Below are 17,847 nucleotides of genomic sequence, written 5' to 3' on the forward strand. Positions count from 1 at the left end.
CTGATGCGCCCTGCTGGTTAGTCATCTAATAGCGAATTTTGAATGTCTCAAATGGAGTGGCCGGATAAGGCTCAGTCAGCAGGCGATCAACTCTCGCGCCGCGTGGCCCGCCCTGCTTAATCCACTCCATCAATTGCTCAACCGCTTGTTGTTCGCCATAAGCCACAACTTCTACACTGCCGTCATCACAATTTCTGGCATACCCTGTGACCCCTAACGCCAATGCCTGGCGTTGCGTGCTATAGCGAAACCCCACACCTTGAACAACGCCATATACATAAGCAGCAGTGCATACTTTTGCCATATCAGTTCCTCATCTTTTGTTACTTTTTCCCATGGTGCGCGCTGGCGTTGGCAAAATTACTTTCCGCCGACTCTAACTCTTTAGACAAGAAGTAATTAAGGAATGTTCGTATAACAGCAATGATGGCCAGCTTGATCAACTCCTCCATGCTAGGGTTAATTGTCGTAGCCAGGATATCAGCCGCTAATTGGAACTCCAGTGCCAATGCCAGCCATGTGCCAAAACGAGTTCTCATTAAGTGGAGTATGGACTGATTCTTAAAATTTGTTATTGCAGTAGGCAGTGACTTTACTAACCCGACAAAAACACAAATAACAGACAAGAATTCCAATAAAAGCTGTAATGACTGAGAGAGATAAATGATGATTTCTTTTATGCTTTCCAACTGGATTTACCTCTATTTCTCGCTGTTTTTTTGCTTCAAATGGAACGAAAAACGCGACTGGAAATAGGATTTAAGATGTTCTTCCATCGAATGAATTTTTTGGTCAATAGTGTTACACAGAAACTCGTCACTATTCATGGCATCAACCCGCTGTAGCGCAATTAAATCAATTTCTTCTTTTTGCTTTTCGGTGAGTTCTACGTGAGTTTGCTTATTCGTCATAATGTGACTCCTGTTATAAAGAAAGTTTGAACCAAGAAAGTAATTATAGCTCTATGAATATGTTAGTGAAAAAAATTTCAGCCTTTCTATCGAATGTGAATGAGTAACCGATAAGAGGCTAAGCCGCCTACGTGAGTGCCTGGTATCAAGACAGTCGTGGTAGTGAGTGACATGATATTGCTATATCATTGTGTCCTTCTTTTGATTGGTAATGACTTGTCAATCTTAACTATTTGATCTTAAAAAGAATATTATAATGCACCTATTTCTTGCCAAAGGACGTGAAAAATCCTTACTCCGTCGACATCCGTGGATCTTCTCTGGGGCAGTGCAACGTCTTGAAGGCAATGCAAGCGCTGGTGAAACTATCGATATTCTTGACAGCCAAGGGAAATGGCTGGCTCGCGCTGCCTATTCACCTGAGTCACAAATTGTGGCGCGAGTTTGGACATTCCAACAAGATGAAGTTATCGACAGCGAGTTCTTTGTGCGCCGTCTACAGCAGGCGCAGAGCTGGCGGGACTGGCTGGCACAACGTGATGGCTTAAATGGCTACCGTCTCATTGCCGGTGAGTCCGACGGTTTGCCGGGAATTACCATTGACCGTTTCCAAAACTTCCTGGTATTGCAGTTGCTGTCGGCAGGTGCGGAATATCAACGTGCAGCGTTAGTCAGTGCATTGCAACAGTGCTACCCGGAATGCTCGATTTATGATCGCTCCGATGTTTCAGTACGGAAAAAAGAAGGCCTGGAGCTGACCCAAGGTACTGTCTGTGGCGAGGTGCCTCCAACACTGTTACCTATCACTGAACACGGAATGAAATTGCTGGTGGATATCCAGCATGGTCATAAAACGGGCTTTTATTTAGACCAGCGAGATAGCCGCCTGGCGGCGCGTAATTATGCCGATGGCCGCCGTGTTCTAAACTGCTTCTCGTATACCGGAGCCTTTGCTGTTGCAGCGCTGATGGGGAATTGCCAACAAGTTATCAGTGTTGATACTTCACAATCCGTGTTAGATATCGCTAAACAAAATGTTGAGCTAAACCAGTTAGACCTGAGCAAAGCAGAGTTCATCCGTGATGATGTATTCCAATTGCTGCGCAACTATCGCGCACAAGGGGAAAAGTTTGACATGATCATTATGGATCCACCGAAATTTGTGGAAAATAAAAGCCAACTGGCCAGTGCTTGCCGCGGCTACAAAGATATCAATATGTTGGCGATACAGCTTTTACGTCCAGGCGGTATCTTATTAAGTTTCTCTTGTTCTGGTTTGATGCCAACCGACTTATTCCAGAAAATTTTAGCCGATGCTGCGTTAGATGCAGGTCATGATATACAATTTATAGAACAGTTCCGTCAGGCAGCGGATCACCCGGTTATCGCGACATACCCTGAAGGTTTATACCTGAAAGGATTTGCGTGTCGGATAATGTGACTTGAAATGCCCTGCGCTGCCCTCATATAGAAAGCAGCGTAATAGTTTCCCAGGAGGTTATATGATCGCGAGCAAATTCGGTATCGGGCAGCAGGTTCGCCACCGCCTCCACGGCTACTTGGGTGTAGTGATTGATATCGATCCTGAATATTCGCTTGAACCACCCGCACCTGATGAAGTTGCAAACAACGACACGTTGCGTTTTTCCCCTTGGTATCACGTGGTGATTGAAGATGATGAGGGGCAACCGGTACATACTTATCTGGCAGAGGCACAGCTAACTTATGAAGATATGGATGCCCATCCTGAACAACCTTCATTAGATGAACTGGCAGCCTCTATCCGTCATCAGTTGCAGGCTCCGCGTCTGCGCAACTAGACGTTAAAATTTCTTGATAAAACCCGGCACTGGTTGCCGGGTTTTTTATAGGGGAAATTTAAGACTATTGATGCCCAAAATATTACTCTTTCTCTAATCCCAATCGCGGAATTTCAATTTTAGGGCAGCGATCCATAACAACCTTTAACCCGGCATCTGCGGCTAATGTTGCAGCCAGCTCATTGATAACGCCGATTTGCAGCCACAACACCTTGGCTCCGATAGCAATAGCTTCCTGCGCAACCCCATATGCCGCATCAGCATTGCGGAATACATCAACCATATCAATTGGATAAGGAATATCGGCCAATTCAGCATAAACCAACTGACCCAGTAACGTCTTTCCAGCCAGTTTAGGGCTGACGGGGGTTACCTGGTATCCCTGCTCTAGCAGGTAATTCATCACGCGGTAACTGGGTCGCGCGGGATTATCGCTGGCTCCCACTAATGCAATCGTCTTCACCTGTTGGAGAATGTCAGCAATGTCTTTATCGTGCATTTGTCAGTTCCTCTGATGCGCTAAAAGAATATTCCAATCCATCTGTATCCGGATGGATTTACCAATATTAGGCGACATCTCAGCGTATATCACTCGGAAAACCGATGATAAACGCCGCCTAATTGATTTGGTGTAATAGTTATGGCAGTAATAGCTGTTAGATTGACTTCTTTATCTTTAAAATTCATTAAGATAACAGCAGCACATTTATACCGAATGTTTCAGAAAGTAAATAAATATGGGCAACCGGAAAGACTTTGACACATAATCTAGCGTGTCTGACAATGTAAGTGGATATCACCTCAGGAGTAACACATGAAATTTGGTCTGGTGGTCGCAGGGATTTTGGCCGTTTGCTGTAGTACTTCAGCTATAGCCACGACCTTAAAACTCGCGCCGGAAATTGACCTGTTGGTGGTCGATGGCAAGAATATGTCAGGTTCTTTACTCAAAGGGGCTGATAGCCTGGAGCTGAATAGCGGCCAGCATCAAATTCTATTCAAAGTTGCCAAACCTCTCCCGACTGACCCAAAAGTGTTGTATTCCTCCCCGCCATTAGTGGTGGTGTTTAACACCCGCAATATCCGGTCAGTGGCGATAAAATTACCCGCAATCGAGACTGAGAGGGATGGTAACAAGTTTTCTAAAAATCCGTCATATCAGCTAATCGGCGATAATGGGCGGCCATTATCGGTACGCCACGATGTATTGCATCAGGATAATCTTAATACTGCTGCAACCCTGGAAACAGCCATGGCAACTTATAACGTTGGCCAATTCAGTGCTTCGGTTCCCTCTTTTGCTACCATCCCCCCCTCACCGGTGAGCGCAGTGCCGGGAACCACTATTGCAGTTGCAGGAACGAATTCCCCACAAAAAACCACCAATTTACAGGGTGAAAATGTAGCAGAACAGATGCTGCAATATTGGTTCTTGCAAGCCGATACAGAGACTCAACAACGTTTTTTGCTGTGGGCTAAAAAACAACCTGTGAAGTGACAGATTTAGCCGGAGATCGTTCTTAAACATCGGCTTATGCTTGTTTCCTCGCATTTCTTTACGTTATTGCTATGCACTAAAACGCCATTTCAGTAATCTGTTTGCATACCACTGGCATTCATACCCTAAATAGTTCGAGTTGCAGGAAGACGACAACTGAGTAAATCCCCAAGAGCTTACACAAGTAAGTAATTGGGATGAACGAAGGCAACCAACGCCCATGCAGCTTGAGATATGACGGATACATTGAAGGAAAAGTTGATGGAACTCACCACCCGCACTATTGCGGCGCGCAAGCATATTGCCCTGGTTTCCCACGACCATTGCAAAAAGTCACTGCTCGACTGGGTCATGCAGAATAAAGATCTGTTGTCACAACACGAACTTTATGCGACAGGCACCACTGGAAACCTGGTACAAAAGGCAACAGGCATTGATGTCCACTGCCTGCTCAGTGGCCCAATGGGGGGGGATCAAGAGGTGGGAGCGCTGATATCTGAGAAGAAAATTGATATTTTGATTTTCTTCTGGGATCCACTCAATGCCGTCCCACATGATCCTGATGTCAAAGCCCTGCTACGCCTGGCAACTGTCTGGAACATTCCGGTTGCGACTAACCGCTCTACCGCCGATTTTTTGATTGGCTCCGACTTATTTAGCAGTGAAGTGACTATTGCTATCCCGGATTACGAACGCTATTTACAGCAACGCTTGAAATAATGATAAAACCCGGAGTGATAATACCTCCGGGTTTCGTTTTGCACAAAATCGGCCCATGTTGACTAGGGTTTACGTTGGATAGGCACCCCTAACTCACTAAGTTGGTTAACAAAAATAGAAGGGTTGGCTGTATCTTGCAGTAACCAAACTTGATGTTTTGCCCGCGTCATGGCGACATAAAGTAAGCGCCGTTCTTCCGCATCTGGGAAATCTTCTGGGGCCGGTAACAACACATCCTCCAAAATTGACTCCCGCGCTACTGCCGGGAAACCATCATTCCCTTCATGTAAACCAGCAATAATCACATAGTCGGCCTGTTGACCTTTGCTGGCGTGGATCGTCATAAAATCAATGGTTAATTTTGGCCAACGAGTGGCTGCTTTTTGCAAAATTTCGGGTCGCAAATGGTGATAACGAGCTAAAATAAGAATTCGCTCATCATTCTTAACAAACCCACTTAACTTATCCAACAGCGATTCAAGTTGCTCATTCGGCAAGATGACGACCGATTTTTTATTACCTTTACTCAAGCTATTCAGGGGCTTCTTCAACTGGTAGGGGTTTTGCTGAATAAATCGGTTCGCAATCTCACCAATCCTGTCATTAAATCGATAGGTAGTATCCAATGCACATTCAGCGCCCTCGCCAAAATTCTGATTGAAAGCGGTGGTGAGTGAAAGTTCTGCGCCACTGAAACGATATATCGCCTGCCAGTCATCACCCACGGCAAACAGGCAGGTCTGCTTATTTTGTTTGCGTAAAGCGGTCAGCAACATGGCACGCTGTGGCGAAATATCCTGAAACTCATCAACCAGAATGTGTTTCCACGGGCTGATAAAGCGCCCTTTTTCCAGCAAATTGACGGCTTGATGAATCAGGCCGGAGAAATCAACCGCGCCTTCTTCTTTTAGCGCTGATTTCCATGCTTTTAATAACGGAGCCATGAGCCGTATACGTTTCTGGAAGAGATCACGCACTTCTTCATCAGCCTGCTCAATCATTTCAGCCTGACTCCCCCCATGCATTCGCATCAAACCTAACCAGCGTTCGAGCCGCCCGGCTAATCGGGCTGCGAGCTTCGAGTCACGCCAAAATTCGCCATCATCAATGTCCCATTCAAGCTCGTCGGTTAACCACTCGCGCCACCCTTTGGCTTGTGCCTTTTTCTCGCTGCACTGCTGTTGCCAATGTTTGATAAGCAGCGACCGCCTGGCCTGGCTGTCTGACTCCAGTTTGCTTATCACCGGAGTTTTACGGCTACCTTGCTGAATTATCTGCAAGGCAAGCGCGTGGAAAGTTTTGGCTTGAATATCATCCACACCAAGGCGCTGCTTGATGCGGCTGTTCATTTCATCCGCGGCCTGGCGACCAAAAGCGAGCAGTAAAATCTGCTCAGGCAGAGCTTCGTTGCGACGCAGTAACCAACCCGCTCGCGCAACCAATACAGAAGTTTTGCCACTGCCAGCACCGGCCAACACCAATACCGAATCCTCGCCGTTGACGACGGCCCGACTTTGCGACTCATTTAGCGGAGAAGTTTCAACGCTCTGGAAGAAATCCCGATGTTCCTCCAACATGCGATGAGTCCATTGCTGATTGCGGCGGTCAACACTTCGGTTGCCATGCTCCAGCCAACGCAAACAAAGTTCATAATCTGCGCGACAAGAGTCAAATTCGATTAAACGCTGAACCGGCATCGGCAGTGAGGTAAAAGCCTCATGGATAGATGCTTGCACCTGTGTTAACTCGCTGCGTTTAAACCATTTATCCTGTTGTTCAATTCGCTTAATCAGTTCAATTTGTTTATGCAAAACGTCAACACACACCCGGCTCATCTCCTCACTCCATTGTTGCCAGATGCCCAGTAAATAATGATAAAAACGCTGAGTTTCCTGCCATTCGGTGCCATGTAAACGCACAACTTGCTGATTCGGAAGCTCAAATTCCATCTCGCCCCAAACAATACCGCGCTTACATTGAATGTTAACCAACTGGTTAAAAGGAATCAGGTATTGATGTTTATCACCGCATACTTCGATGCCCGCATTCAGCAAGCGCACCCGGTTATAGGGGTGCTGAGCCAAATGCTTGCCAAAAGATGTCGCTTTAAGTTCCATATCTGCGCGCCATAACTCGTATTAAGTGAATTGAAATAACATGATGGAGTGTAAATAAAATAATTGAGTTTAAACAACAGGTATCCGATAGTTAACAAAGGAAACTAACCGGCGCTATAGGTATAGAATAGATAGCACTTGTTATCACTCATCCGCATTGCGGTTTTTTATTCAGCTAGGCAGATTAATCACTATGCGTACTGTACTGAATATTCTTAATTTTGTTTTAGGCGGTTTTTTCACCACATTAGGCTGGCTATTGGCAACCGCGGTCAGCGTCATCCTGATTTTCACCTTACCATTAACGCGCTCTTGCTGGGAGATCACCAAGTTATCATTTCTCCCTTATGGCAATGAGGCGATCCATGTCAATGAATTATACCCAGAAAAAAGTAATGCTCTGCTTTCCGCTGGAGGTTCTTTACTGAATATCGTCTGGTTTATTTTATTTGGTTGGTGGCTATGTTTATCACATATTGCAACAGGAATTGTGCAATGCATCACCATAATTGGGATTCCAGTTGGGATCGCTAATTTTAAGATTGCTGCTATCGCATTATGGCCAGTGGGTCGCCGTGTCGTTTCTGTAGAAATGGCACAACAAGCGAGAATGGCTAACGCTCAACGCCAGTATCAGCAACGCTGAATTTTCTGTTTTTAGAGGTTTTTTGTGCTCACTTTCGTCACTGGTTTACGTCGTTATATCTACAATAGCAGCCTGCTTTATCATGTTCGTATATTTATCGCGTTGGTAGGTGTAACGGCGGTTCCATGGTGGATTGACCAACCTAAATTGACAATCCCTTTGACACTGGGAGTTGTAGCCGCAGCACTAACAGACCTTGATGACCGCCTGGCTGGGCGGTTACGCAACTTATTCATTACACTGATATGTTTTTTTGTCGCATCAGCTTCTATTGAACTGTTATTTCCTTATCCTTGGCTTTTTGCCCTTGGTCTAACCTTTTCAACCTGTGGCTTTATTCTGCTCGGTGCATTAGGCCAACGTTATGCCACTATCGCCTTTGGCGCATTATTAATTGCCATCTACACCATGTTAGGTACATCTATGTACCATATTTGGTATCAGCAACCCCTGTTACTGATTCTCGGTGCCGTTTGGTATAATGTTCTGACCCTTTGTGGGCACCTTATTTTCCCTATCCGCCCTTTGCAGGATAATCTGGCCCGCTGCTACCAACATCTGGCCCAATATCTTGAAGCAAAAGCCAATTTATTTGATCCCGACATAGAATCAGATGTAAATCAACCGCTTATAGACGTTGCAATGGCTAACGGTACATTAGTCTCTACATTGAACCAAGCCAAAACCTCACTTGTTACACGGTTGAAAGGTGATCGTGGTCAGCGCGAAACCCGGCGCACCCTCCACTATTATTTTGTCGCGCAAGATATTCATGAGCGCGCCAGTTCATCACATGTTCAATATCAGGTATTGCGAGAAAAATTCCGCTACAGCGACGTATTGTTCCGCTTTCAACGTTTACTGAGCATGCAGGCTCGCGCCTGTAGGCAACTCTCTCAATCCATTCTGATGAGACAGAAATACCAGCACGACCCGCGTTTCGAACGAGCATTCACATTTTTAGATGCTGCATTGGCTCGGGAATTAGCACAAAATGAGAATGTACCGCAAGTCAAGGCACTGTCTCATCTCCTCAAAAACCTTAGAGCTATTGATGCTCAACTGGCTGGCATTGAATCAGAACAAGTATTAGCTGAAGGCCCACAGCCTGAAAGTCGCTTATCCGACGACCGCCTCACTGGATGGAGTGATATCAAGTTACGCATCAGCCGTCATTTAACCCCTCAATCAGCGCTCTTCCGTCATGCTGTGCGCATGTCCGTTGTGCTTTGCGTGGGTTATGCGTTTATTCAACTTACCGGCATGCGCCATGGTTATTGGATCTTATTGACCAGCCTTTTTGTCTGCCAGCCCAACTACAATGCAACAAAGCGTCGTCTGGCATTACGTATCATTGGCACCTTGGCTGGTATCCTTATCGGACTACCCATCCTGTATTTCGTGCCTTCCATTGAGGGCCAGTTAATCCTGATAGTCATTACTGGCGTACTATTTTTTGCTTTCCGCAATGTTCAGTATGCTCACGCGACAATGTTCATTACTTTGTTGGTTTTATTATGTTTTAACTTGCTCGGGGAAGGATTTGAAGTTGCCGCGCCGCGGGTGTTTGACACGCTGCTGGGTTGCGCTATTGCCTGGGTCGCGGTGAGCTTTATCTGGCCTGATTGGAAATTCCGCCAACTTCCTGCCGTGGTTCACAAAACACTTAATGCGAACTGCCGTTATCTGGATGCTATTTTAGTGCAATATTATCAAGGTAAAGATAATAGCTTGCCATACCGTATTGCCCGGCGTGATGCACATAATTGCGATGCTGAATTGGCCTCTGTTATTTCAAATATGTCAGCGGAGCCGAAGAACGACAAAGCAACACAGGAGGCGGCATTTCGCTTACTTTGCCTCAACCACACCATGCTGAGTTATATTTCTGCATTAGGTGCTCACCGCGAAAAACTGACCAATACAGCCACGCTGAATTTACTCGACGATACTATTTGTTATGTTGAAGGTGCTCTTGAGCAAGGACAACCCGATAGTACAAAAATGGCACAAGTATTAGCGAGCTTATTAACCCGGCTACAGAGCTGTAATCCTGAGCCGGAGAGCAAAGATCAATTGGTTTTACAACAGATTGGCTTATTGCTCGAATTATTACCTGAGTTGAGTGAACTGAATAAACGCATTCGCCAGACTGGCTAATGAAGTCCAGGGCCAGTTTCCATTAATGGCCCTGCTCTAGATTGTTTCATATTGCGCGACATCCGCCGACCGAATGTGTATTTCAAACCATTCAATCAGCTCGCTCCGCATCATTAGCGGCAACACTGCACAGTGATGGCCACTGATCGCCCCCGCAAGTGCCAATAATACATTGACGCCTAATGTGCGCCTTAATGCGCGTAGCTTCAGATAACAACGCTTAGCTCCCTCAAGTTTCAGTTCAGCCGCACTCTGGATACCGACTTTCCATAAGAGCCGTTCAAGGCTGGCACTGAGGTTGGGCAAATCCTTCAAACGAACTGGGGGGCCTTTTTTACTTAAAACTTCGAATTTAGCCCCTTGATACGCCTGTTTTGCAAAGTGACGTAATGCAAGATCATCTTCCCACAATGCCGAATCAACCCAATAATAACGCAGTGAAACAGGAAGACCACGTTTGGCATAAATAAGATTAACCATCCCTCTGGTGCGGAATAAACTTTCAACCAAGTCATTCGCACGCAAATACAACTCCCCTTCCGAAACGACTGCAAACATAATGTTATTGGCTAACAGGCCATAACCACCAAATTGTGAGCGGACTGTGATTTGGCCCAAAAAATCAAAACGGCACTGAGCCTGCATTATCTTGTCCTCTGATACTTTTTTCATCACTACTCCTTTAGTAAAAATCCGATCCAACGTCCCTTTTCTGTTGTAATAAGTGTAAGAGGAACAACTAATTAGAAAATACGCAATATGGATAACCGAGCCAAACACAAAATCAACTTTTACGTATTTACATCGCAATAATGCGAAGCGTCTTGTAAAAATTTAGTTGATCTTCGAACAAACAGTGACTACTGTATATACATACAGGAAACCACAGGCGAGGTTCATCATGCGTACTCAATCACTAAAACCTTATAATGCTAATTATCATTCTCTTATTACCCGTGACGCACAGGAAAGAGTTGATGCACCAACAGATAGTGGCCTTATCAGTGAACTTGTGTACAGTGAAAATCAGCCTGCGGTAGCACAATTACTGCTTCCTTTATTACAGCAGCTTGGCAAACAATCCCGATGGCTCTTGTGGCTGACTCCACAACAGAAATTGAGTCGTTTGTGGTTACAGCAATCGGGTTTACCAATGAGTAAAGTTGTTCAGGCAAGGCAGATCAATCCATTGTCCACTGTTGATGCAATGGAAAAAGCGTTGTTGACGGGGAATTACAGTGTCGTTCTTGGATGGCTGCCCGAGTTGTCAGAAAATGACCGCATTAGATTGCGTATGGCAGCAAAGTTAGGTAATGCTTATGGGTTTGTTATGCGCCCGCTGAATGACACAAAACTCGACCAAGGACAGTGCGCAACGTTAAAAATTCATTCTTCTTTGTATCATTAAGTAAATTTAGGATTTATCCCATGAATTATTACAATATTTAGGGCTTACTCCTGCGAAATCGGCATAAAGCGAGTCAGAATGCGGCTTGCGGCGGAAAATAAGGTCTAGGAAATACTGCTTTTTACTGCTAAATCGTTAAAGATTATGCACTATTTCGCTTTTTTTTCAGCCGGTTTATCACATCACACTTGTAACTTTCTCGCCACGTTGTAGACTTTACATCGCCAAGGTTGCTCTAAAACGCCAAATTATACTGGCAGCGTGATTAACGGGAGCGTTAAAACCTTGACGAAGAATTTTAACCAAGGGCTTAGCTTTTAAAGCTCATTGCCTATTTGGATGATAACGAGGCGTAAAATGAAAAAGACAGCTATCGCATTAGCAGTGGCACTGGCTGGTTTCGCTACAGTAGCGCAAGCCGCACCGAAAGATAACACCTGGTATACCGGTGGTAAACTGGGTTGGTCTCAGTTCCAAGACACAGGTTCCATCATTAACAATGACGGTCCTACTCATAAAGACCAAGTAGGTGCTGGTGCGTTCTTGGGTTACCAAGCAAACCAATACCTCGGCTTTGAAATGGGATACGACTGGCTTGGCCGTATGCCTTACAAAGGCGACACTAACAATGGCGCATTCAAAGCTCAAGGCGTCCAATTGGCTGCTAAACTGAGCTATCCAGTAGCTCAGGATCTGGACGTGTACACTCGTCTGGGTGGTATGGTATGGCGTGCAGATACCGATGGTTCTATTGATGGCGCACGTTATAGTGCTCATGACACCGGTGTTTCTCCACTGGTAGCGCTGGGTGCTGAATACGCATGGACCAAAAACTGGGCAACCCGTATGGAATACCAATGGGTTAGCAACATCGGTGATAAAGCTACCGTTGGTGCTCGTCCAGACAACGGCATGCTGAGCGTAGGTGTTTCTTACCGTTTCGGTCAGGAAGATGCAGTAGCTCCAATTGCTCCGGCTCCAGCTCCAGCTCCAGTTGTTGACACCAAGCGTTTCACACTGAAATCTGACGTGCTGTTTGCTTTCAACAAAGCAACGTTGAAACCAGAAGGCCAGCAAGCTCTGGACCAACTGTACGCACAACTGAGCTCTATCGATCCTAAAGACGGTTCTGTAGTGGTTCTGGGCTTTGCTGACCGTATCGGTCAACCAGCTCCTAACTTAGCTTTGTCTCAGCGTCGTGCTGACAGCGTGCGTGATTACCTGGTTTCTAAAGGTATCCCAGCTGACAAAATCACCGCTCGCGGTGAAGGCCAAGCGAACCCTGTTACAGGCAATACCTGTGACAACGTGAAACCACGTGCTGCTCTGATTGAGTGCCTGGCACCAGATCGTCGCGTAGAGATCGAAGTTAAAGGCTACAAAGAAGTTGTAACTCAGCCACAGGCTTAAGTTTACTGCTTTCGTAAAAAACCCCGCATTGCGGGGTTTTTTTTATCGTGAAATTAAGAAAATCGAGTCAAATCACATTTTCTTAATTTCACTATTTAGCCGTGTTGATATTGATTCATAGCTGTGCAGCTCAAACATCTTTACCAAGAATATCTTGCAAGTCCTGTTTCAACGACGACATCTGATTCTGATACTTCTCTTTACGTTCCGCATCTTCAATTAGCTGAACAACGGTCTCTGAAAGAGTATTACCTCGACGCCTTGCCAACGCTGCCAAACGTTGCCACACCAGAAACTCCAGATCGATTGATTTCTTGCGAGTATGTTGATGTTCCGCATTAAAATGGCGCTTGCGCCTGGCCCGTATAGTCTGCTTCATCCGGGTAGCCAGTTGCATATTCATATGCGTATCAATCCACTCCAACACCTTCACGGGTTCACTTTCCAACTTCATCAATTGCTCGACAGCATCCTGAGCTGCACTGTTTTCTATATGACGAGTAATGGCTTCACCTTCACGGTGCTTTTTAACCAAATACGCCCATTTCCAACCGCTTTCCAGATTTTCCAGTTGCTGATATTTCATCGTGAGCTCTTTAGTGACCGTGTAACTTAAGTTAAGCATAACAGTTTTACGCAGAATTTCACCCTACTAAAAGTGCATACTTAGTTTATTTTTTGTACGGAATACTGTCGATATCTTACTCCTTGCCACCAACTACTACTCTACGTATATGAAGTCTGGTTTATTCTTGTATAATCGCCCTTTCCCTTTTTGACGATTGCATCTATCACTTTGACCAATAACAGACTTGAATGGCAGTCACTGCTGCCGAACACAACGCCATATGAAGCGTTATTTGCTACTGCCTCCCAGTTGGAGCCTGTTTCTTTCTCGGCGATTCAACCCCGGCTTGAAAATGGAATGACACTATTTTGTCATCCACAATCACTGCCGCGTTTTATGTTGATTAAAGCACAGGAAAGCACTGAGTATCTGGCATTGATCGCACAAGCTGTTAAAGAGCTCCAGCCTGAGGCCTCAGCCTTGTTTGGCGGAGACTACCTTGTGCATGGACACCAGGTCAGTTGGCAACCCGCTCAACGCGGTGATGAGCCATTTGCGGCGACTTCGCGCTGCCTCTATCAGGAATGGGTAGAACCAGAACAGCTGTTTGGCTGTGTTAGATGGCATAAAGATCAAATAAGTCTCCAGCCAGGCTTGGTTCATCAAGCTAATGGCGGTGTATTGATCCTGTCGGTACGATCATTACAGGCGCAGCCATTGATGTGGTTACGCCTGAAGCAGATGATAGTTCAGCAGCGCTTCGACTGGTTGTCACCTGACGAAACTCGTCCTCTACCGGTACATATCCCTTCAATGCCACTGGATCTGCGTTTGATTCTGGTCGGCGATCGTCTTGGCCTGGGTGATTTTCATGATATGGAACCTGAGCTTGGCGAACTGGCTATTTATGGTGAATTCGAAGTTGAACTGCCGTTAGTCGATATTGATGGCATGACGTTGTGGTGCGGCTATATCAATGCGCTGTTGCAGCAAAAGCAGTTGCCTGCGTTATCCGCCGATGCCTGGCCGGTACTATTCCGTCAGGCGGTGCGTTATAGCGGTGACCAAGGGAGCCTGCCATTATGCCCGCAATGGCTCACTCGCCAGTTAGCTGAAGCTGCACTCTATGCCGAAGAAGACACTATTACCGCCAATGCGCTTGAAGTCGCACTCAATGCCCGCGACTGGCGTAATAGCTATCTTGCTGAACGGATGCAAGATGAAATTGAGTTAGGACAAATTCTGGTTGAGACCGAAGGCCAGGTTGTCGGCCAAATTAATGGCCTGTCGGTATTGGAATATCCGGGGCACCCTTATGCTTTCGGTGAACCTGCACGTATCAGCTGCGTTGTTCATTTAGGTGACGGCGAGTTTGTTGATGTCGAACGTAAAGCTGAGTTAGGCGGCAACATTCATGCTAAAGGCATGATGATTATGCAAGCGTTCCTGATTTCAGAACTGGAACTTGATCAGCCGCTGCCGTTCTCAGCCTCCATTGTTTTTGAGCAATCCTATGGAGAGGTTGATGGCGACAGTGCATCGCTGGCAGAACTTTGCGCACTGATCAGCGCCCTGTCACAACAGCCGATTAACCAGCAAATCGCAGTGACAGGTTCAGTTGACCAATTTGGTAACGTACAGCCTATTGGCGGCGTGAATGAAAAAATTGAAGGCTTCTTTGAATCTTGCCAACGTCGCGGGCTTACAGGCAGTCAGGGGGTTATTTTACCGGCCACCAACGTCCGCCATTTATGCTTGAATCAAGCGGTGATTGAGGCCGTGCAGCAAGGTCAGTTCCATTTGTGGGCTGTCGATACCGTCGCTGAAGCATTGCCTTTACTAACGGGTATGATTTATGCCGATGAGCAACAACCTAGCTTATTAGGTATAATTCAAGAGCGAATCTCACAAGTAAATCCGCAGGACAGACGCCGTTGGCCATGGCCATTACGTTGGTTGAACTGGTTCAACCAGGGCTGATCGGACTTGCTCAGCGTACAGCTGTACGCTATTCTGCGCACTTCATTAAAATAAGGCTTACTGAGAACATGGTAGATAAACGCGAATCCTATACAAAAGAAGACCTTGAAGCATCAGGCCGTGGTGAACTGTTTGGTGCTGGCGGGCCACCATTGCCAGCAGGCAATATGTTAATGATGGACCGTGTCGTTAAAATGACAGAAGACGGCGGCACATATGGCAAAGGTTATGTGGAAGCGGAACTGGATATCAATCCGGATCTATGGTTCTTCGGTTGCCATTTTATCGGTGACCCAGTAATGCCTGGTTGCCTGGGCCTTGATGCCATGTGGCAATTAGTTGGTTTCTATCTTGGCTGGTTGGGTGGCGAAGGCAAAGGCCGTGCACTCGGCGTCGGTGAAGTGAAATTCACTGGGCAAGTTCTGCCAGATGCCAAGAAAGTGACATACCGTATTAACTTTAAACGCATTATTATGCGTAAATTGATTATGGGTGTGGCTGATGGTGAAGTGCTGGTAGATGGCAAAGTGATTTATACTGCTACCGACTTAAAAGTAGGCCTGTTTAAAGATACTAACGCTTTCTAATAGTTAAATTCGTTTCCCCGTGCAGGGGCAGTTAACTCCCCTGCACATTAACTACGATGCCATTGGCATTTTTTTTAACTTTAGTTACTACAATAAATGTAGTAACTAAAGACAGTTAATTTTGACACCGCTTGCTATACCCATAAAAAATACCCGGGGAGTGATATGCAAAGAACTCGTTTTCAAGATATGCCCTGCCCAGTGGCCCGTGCTCTTGAACGAGTAGGAGAATGGTGGAGCATACTGATTATCCGTGATGCCTTTCAAGGGCTCACGCGGTTTGATGAATTTCAGCAGAGTTTGCAACTTTCCCCCACCATTCTCACCCGCCGCCTCAAATATTTGGTGGAAAGCGGTATTCTGGAAAAGCAACTTTATCACTCTCGCCCTGCCCGATATGAATACTTATTGACAGAACGCGGTAATGATTTTTTCCCAGTGATTGCTGCCCTGTTTCACTGGGGTAATCAACATTTTTCGCCAGATGGCCCTACGGTCATTCTCACCGATCGCCGTACCGGTACTCCGGTCGATCCAATTTTGCTGGACAATGGTACTCAGCAACCTATTCGCGCAGAGGATGTCACCATCGCGGCAGGCTCGGTCAGGAGCGATATAATTAATAAACGGTTGGCATTGATGCATGAGAAAGATGTAGCCAATGTTAGACCTTCCACCCATTCAATTGAGTCTTCAAAGGAAAAATAATGAACATGCGCCGTGTAGTAATTACAGGAATGGGTGTGGTTTCCCCATTAGGCTGCGGTATCGATATGGTGTGGCAACGCCTGCTTGCCGGGCAGTCGGGTATCCGTGTTCTGCCAGATGAAATTGTCGGTGATTTGCCGGCAAAAATTGGTGGGCAAGTGCCAACACTCGCAGCAGATCCAGAAGCAGGCTTCGATCCAGATAAAGCTGTTGCGCCAAAAGATCAAAAGAAAATGGATCGCTTTATTGAATTTGCCATGGCCGCTGCAGATGAAGCCATTGCCCATGCTGGCTGGCAGGCCGATAATGCCGAGAAACAAGAACGCACTGCGACCATTATTGGCTCCGGCATTGGTGGTTTCCCATCCATTGCAAATGCGGTACGTACCACGGATAGTCGTGGGCCAAAACGGCTGTCACCTTTTACCGTCCCCTCATTTTTGGTAAACCTGGCCGCAGGTCACGTTTCGATTAAGCATCATTTCAAAGGGCCGATTGGCGCGCCGGTGACTGCTTGTGCGGCCGGTGTTCAGGCCATCGGCGATGCAGTTCGTCTTATCCGCAATGATGAAGCGGACATTGCTCTGTGCGGTGGTGCCGAAGCAGCGATTGATAAAGTTAGCCTGGCGGGTTTTGCGGCTGCGCGCGCATTATCAACCGGTTCTAATGATGCTCCTGAAAAAGCCTCTCGCCCATTCGACAGCGCCCGTGATGGCTTTGTGATGGGCGAAGGTGCTGGCTTACTGGTTATTGAAGAGCTGGAACATGCTTTGGCGCGTGGTGCTCAACCATTAGCCGAGATTGTCGGCTACGGTACTAGTGCCGATGCTTATCATATGACCTCCGGTGCAGAAGACGGTGATGGTGCCTATCGTGCCATGAAGATTGCATTACGCCAGGCAGGTATTACACCCGCACAGGTTCAGCATCTCAATGCTCATGCGACCTCGACACCGGTAGGTGATTTGGGTGAAATCAACGCGATTAAACATTTGTTCGGCGAGGGTGATACCTTAGCTGTCACATCAACTAAGTCGGCTACTGGCCACTTGTTGGGTGCTGCTGGCGGGCTGGAAACTATTTTCACCGTGCTGGCATTGCGGAACCAAATCGTGCCCGCAACATTGAATCTGGAGAATCTTGACCCAGCCGCCACCGGGCTGAATGTGATAGCAGGTAAGGCGCAACCTCACGCAATGACCTATGCACTGTCGAATGGTTTTGGGTTTGGCGGGGTGAATGCGAGTATCTTGCTGAAACGTTGGATCGATTAAAATGACCAATAACCTCCGCATAATGCGGAGGTTATCCCTT

Annotated in this window: 19 protein-coding genes; 12 read left to right on the forward strand and 7 right to left on the reverse strand. The window is 46.5% G+C overall.

Going from position 1 to position 17,847, the window contains the following annotated elements; translation table 11 throughout:
• Nucleotides 1-25: 25 nt before the first annotated feature.
• The 3 genes from yccX to FTB31_RS02605 are packed head-to-tail and all read right to left on the reverse strand — an operon-like array spanning nucleotide 26 to nucleotide 911.
• The gene (gene yccX / locus FTB31_RS02595) at nucleotides 26-304 is read right to left on the reverse strand and encodes an acylphosphatase (RefSeq protein ID WP_019079837.1); all 279 of its coding nucleotides are present in this window, start codon (nucleotides 302-304) and stop codon (nucleotides 26-28) included.
• A gap of 19 nt (nucleotides 305-323) precedes the next feature.
• The gene (locus FTB31_RS02600; protein ID WP_050078406.1) at nucleotides 324-689 is read right to left on the reverse strand and encodes a DUF1622 domain-containing protein; all 366 of its coding nucleotides are present in this window, start codon (nucleotides 687-689) and stop codon (nucleotides 324-326) included.
• Nucleotides 690-701: 12 nt separating this feature from the next.
• Nucleotides 702-911, reverse strand: coding sequence for a hypothetical protein (locus FTB31_RS02605; protein WP_050078407.1), 210 nt, complete (start codon nucleotides 909-911; stop codon nucleotides 702-704).
• Nucleotides 912-1,161: 250 nt separating this feature from the next.
• Here FTB31_RS02605 and rlmI point away from each other — a divergent pair, with 250 nt between their 5' ends.
• Both rlmI and hspQ read left to right on the forward strand, forming a co-directional pair.
• A complete protein-coding gene (rlmI, locus tag FTB31_RS02610) occupies nucleotides 1,162-2,352 on the forward strand; it encodes a 23S rRNA (cytosine(1962)-C(5))-methyltransferase RlmI (protein ID WP_175628009.1) in 1,191 nt (396 codons plus the stop codon).
• Between the two features lie 61 nt (nucleotides 2,353-2,413).
• Nucleotides 2,414-2,731 carry a heat shock protein HspQ gene (hspQ, locus tag FTB31_RS02615; RefSeq protein WP_050078411.1) on the forward strand — a complete coding sequence of 106 codons (318 nt, stop codon included), beginning with the start codon at nucleotides 2,414-2,416 and terminating at the stop codon, nucleotides 2,729-2,731.
• Between the two features lie 82 nt (nucleotides 2,732-2,813).
• On the opposite strand, the gene FTB31_RS02620 is transcribed toward hspQ, so the two are convergent.
• Complete coding sequence (locus FTB31_RS02620) at nucleotides 2,814-3,230, reverse strand: CoA-binding protein (protein ID WP_050078412.1); 417 nt, start codon at nucleotides 3,228-3,230, stop codon at nucleotides 2,814-2,816.
• Between the two features lie 315 nt (nucleotides 3,231-3,545).
• Between FTB31_RS02620 and FTB31_RS02625 the strand changes: the two genes are divergently transcribed.
• Together FTB31_RS02625 and FTB31_RS02630 are read left to right on the forward strand one after the other, a co-directional pair.
• Nucleotides 3,546-4,229 (forward strand): DUF2057 family protein, encoded by a 684-nt coding sequence (locus tag FTB31_RS02625; protein WP_175627978.1) that lies wholly within the window; start codon nucleotides 3,546-3,548, stop codon nucleotides 4,227-4,229.
• 261 nt (nucleotides 4,230-4,490) lie between these two features.
• Nucleotides 4,491-4,949, forward strand: coding sequence for a methylglyoxal synthase (locus FTB31_RS02630; protein ID WP_050078414.1), 459 nt, complete (start codon nucleotides 4,491-4,493; stop codon nucleotides 4,947-4,949).
• 62 nt (nucleotides 4,950-5,011) lie between these two features.
• On the opposite strand, the gene helD is transcribed toward FTB31_RS02630, so the two are convergent.
• Nucleotides 5,012-7,066, reverse strand: a complete 2,055-nt coding sequence (helD, locus tag FTB31_RS02635) for a DNA helicase IV (protein ID WP_227731078.1) — start codon at nucleotides 7,064-7,066, stop codon at nucleotides 5,012-5,014.
• Between the two features lie 193 nt (nucleotides 7,067-7,259).
• Here helD and FTB31_RS02640 point away from each other — a divergent pair, with 193 nt between their 5' ends.
• Together FTB31_RS02640 and yccS are read left to right on the forward strand one after the other, a co-directional pair.
• Nucleotides 7,260-7,712: a YccF domain-containing protein gene (locus FTB31_RS02640; RefSeq protein ID WP_050078417.1), complete on the forward strand. Its 453-nt coding sequence runs from the start codon at nucleotides 7,260-7,262 to the stop codon at nucleotides 7,710-7,712.
• Between the two features lie 24 nt (nucleotides 7,713-7,736).
• Complete coding sequence (gene yccS, locus FTB31_RS02645) at nucleotides 7,737-9,872, forward strand: YccS family putative transporter (RefSeq protein WP_227731079.1); 2,136 nt, start codon at nucleotides 7,737-7,739, stop codon at nucleotides 9,870-9,872.
• A gap of 36 nt (nucleotides 9,873-9,908) precedes the next feature.
• Here the strand turns inward: yccS and FTB31_RS02650 are convergent, their stop codons facing one another.
• On the reverse strand, nucleotides 9,909-10,544 hold the full coding sequence (locus tag FTB31_RS02650; protein WP_050078419.1) for a TfoX/Sxy family DNA transformation protein: 636 nt from the start codon (nucleotides 10,542-10,544) through the stop codon (nucleotides 9,909-9,911).
• Between the two features lie 229 nt (nucleotides 10,545-10,773).
• On the opposite strand from FTB31_RS02650, the gene sulA reads away from it, so the two are divergent.
• Together sulA and ompA are read left to right on the forward strand one after the other, a co-directional pair.
• Nucleotides 10,774-11,280 (forward strand): SOS-induced cell division inhibitor SulA, encoded by a 507-nt coding sequence (gene sulA / locus FTB31_RS02655; protein WP_050078421.1) that lies wholly within the window; start codon nucleotides 10,774-10,776, stop codon nucleotides 11,278-11,280.
• A 357-nt stretch (nucleotides 11,281-11,637) separates the two neighbouring features.
• Nucleotides 11,638-12,690, forward strand: coding sequence for a porin OmpA (gene ompA, locus FTB31_RS02660; protein ID WP_174847095.1), 1,053 nt, complete (start codon nucleotides 11,638-11,640; stop codon nucleotides 12,688-12,690).
• Nucleotides 12,691-12,820: 130 nt separating this feature from the next.
• Here the strand turns inward: ompA and matP are convergent, their stop codons facing one another.
• The gene (gene matP, locus FTB31_RS02665; RefSeq protein ID WP_005170880.1) at nucleotides 12,821-13,276 is read right to left on the reverse strand and encodes a macrodomain Ter protein MatP; all 456 of its coding nucleotides are present in this window, start codon (nucleotides 13,274-13,276) and stop codon (nucleotides 12,821-12,823) included.
• Between the two features lie 210 nt (nucleotides 13,277-13,486).
• On the opposite strand from matP, the gene FTB31_RS02670 reads away from it, so the two are divergent.
• The 4 genes from FTB31_RS02670 (at nucleotide 13,487) to fabF (ending at nucleotide 17,807) form a co-directional block, all read left to right on the forward strand.
• The gene (locus tag FTB31_RS02670; RefSeq protein WP_050078486.1) at nucleotides 13,487-15,238 is read left to right on the forward strand and encodes an AAA family ATPase; all 1,752 of its coding nucleotides are present in this window, start codon (nucleotides 13,487-13,489) and stop codon (nucleotides 15,236-15,238) included.
• 68 nt (nucleotides 15,239-15,306) lie between these two features.
• Nucleotides 15,307-15,825 (forward strand): bifunctional 3-hydroxydecanoyl-ACP dehydratase/trans-2-decenoyl-ACP isomerase, encoded by a 519-nt coding sequence (fabA, locus tag FTB31_RS02675; RefSeq protein ID WP_005160035.1) that lies wholly within the window; start codon nucleotides 15,307-15,309, stop codon nucleotides 15,823-15,825.
• A gap of 165 nt (nucleotides 15,826-15,990) precedes the next feature.
• Nucleotides 15,991-16,533, forward strand: a complete 543-nt coding sequence (locus tag FTB31_RS02680; RefSeq protein ID WP_050078423.1) for a winged helix-turn-helix transcriptional regulator — start codon at nucleotides 15,991-15,993, stop codon at nucleotides 16,531-16,533.
• Nucleotides 16,533-17,807: a beta-ketoacyl-ACP synthase II gene (fabF, locus tag FTB31_RS02685; protein WP_077294865.1), complete on the forward strand. Its 1,275-nt coding sequence runs from the start codon at nucleotides 16,533-16,535 to the stop codon at nucleotides 17,805-17,807. The genes FTB31_RS02680 and fabF overlap by 1 nt, the downstream gene beginning before the upstream one ends.
• Nucleotides 17,808-17,847 lie beyond the last annotated feature (40 nt).

The organism is Yersinia proxima, from assembly GCF_902170785.1.
Lineage (GTDB): Bacteria > Pseudomonadota > Gammaproteobacteria > Enterobacterales > Enterobacteriaceae > Yersinia > Yersinia proxima.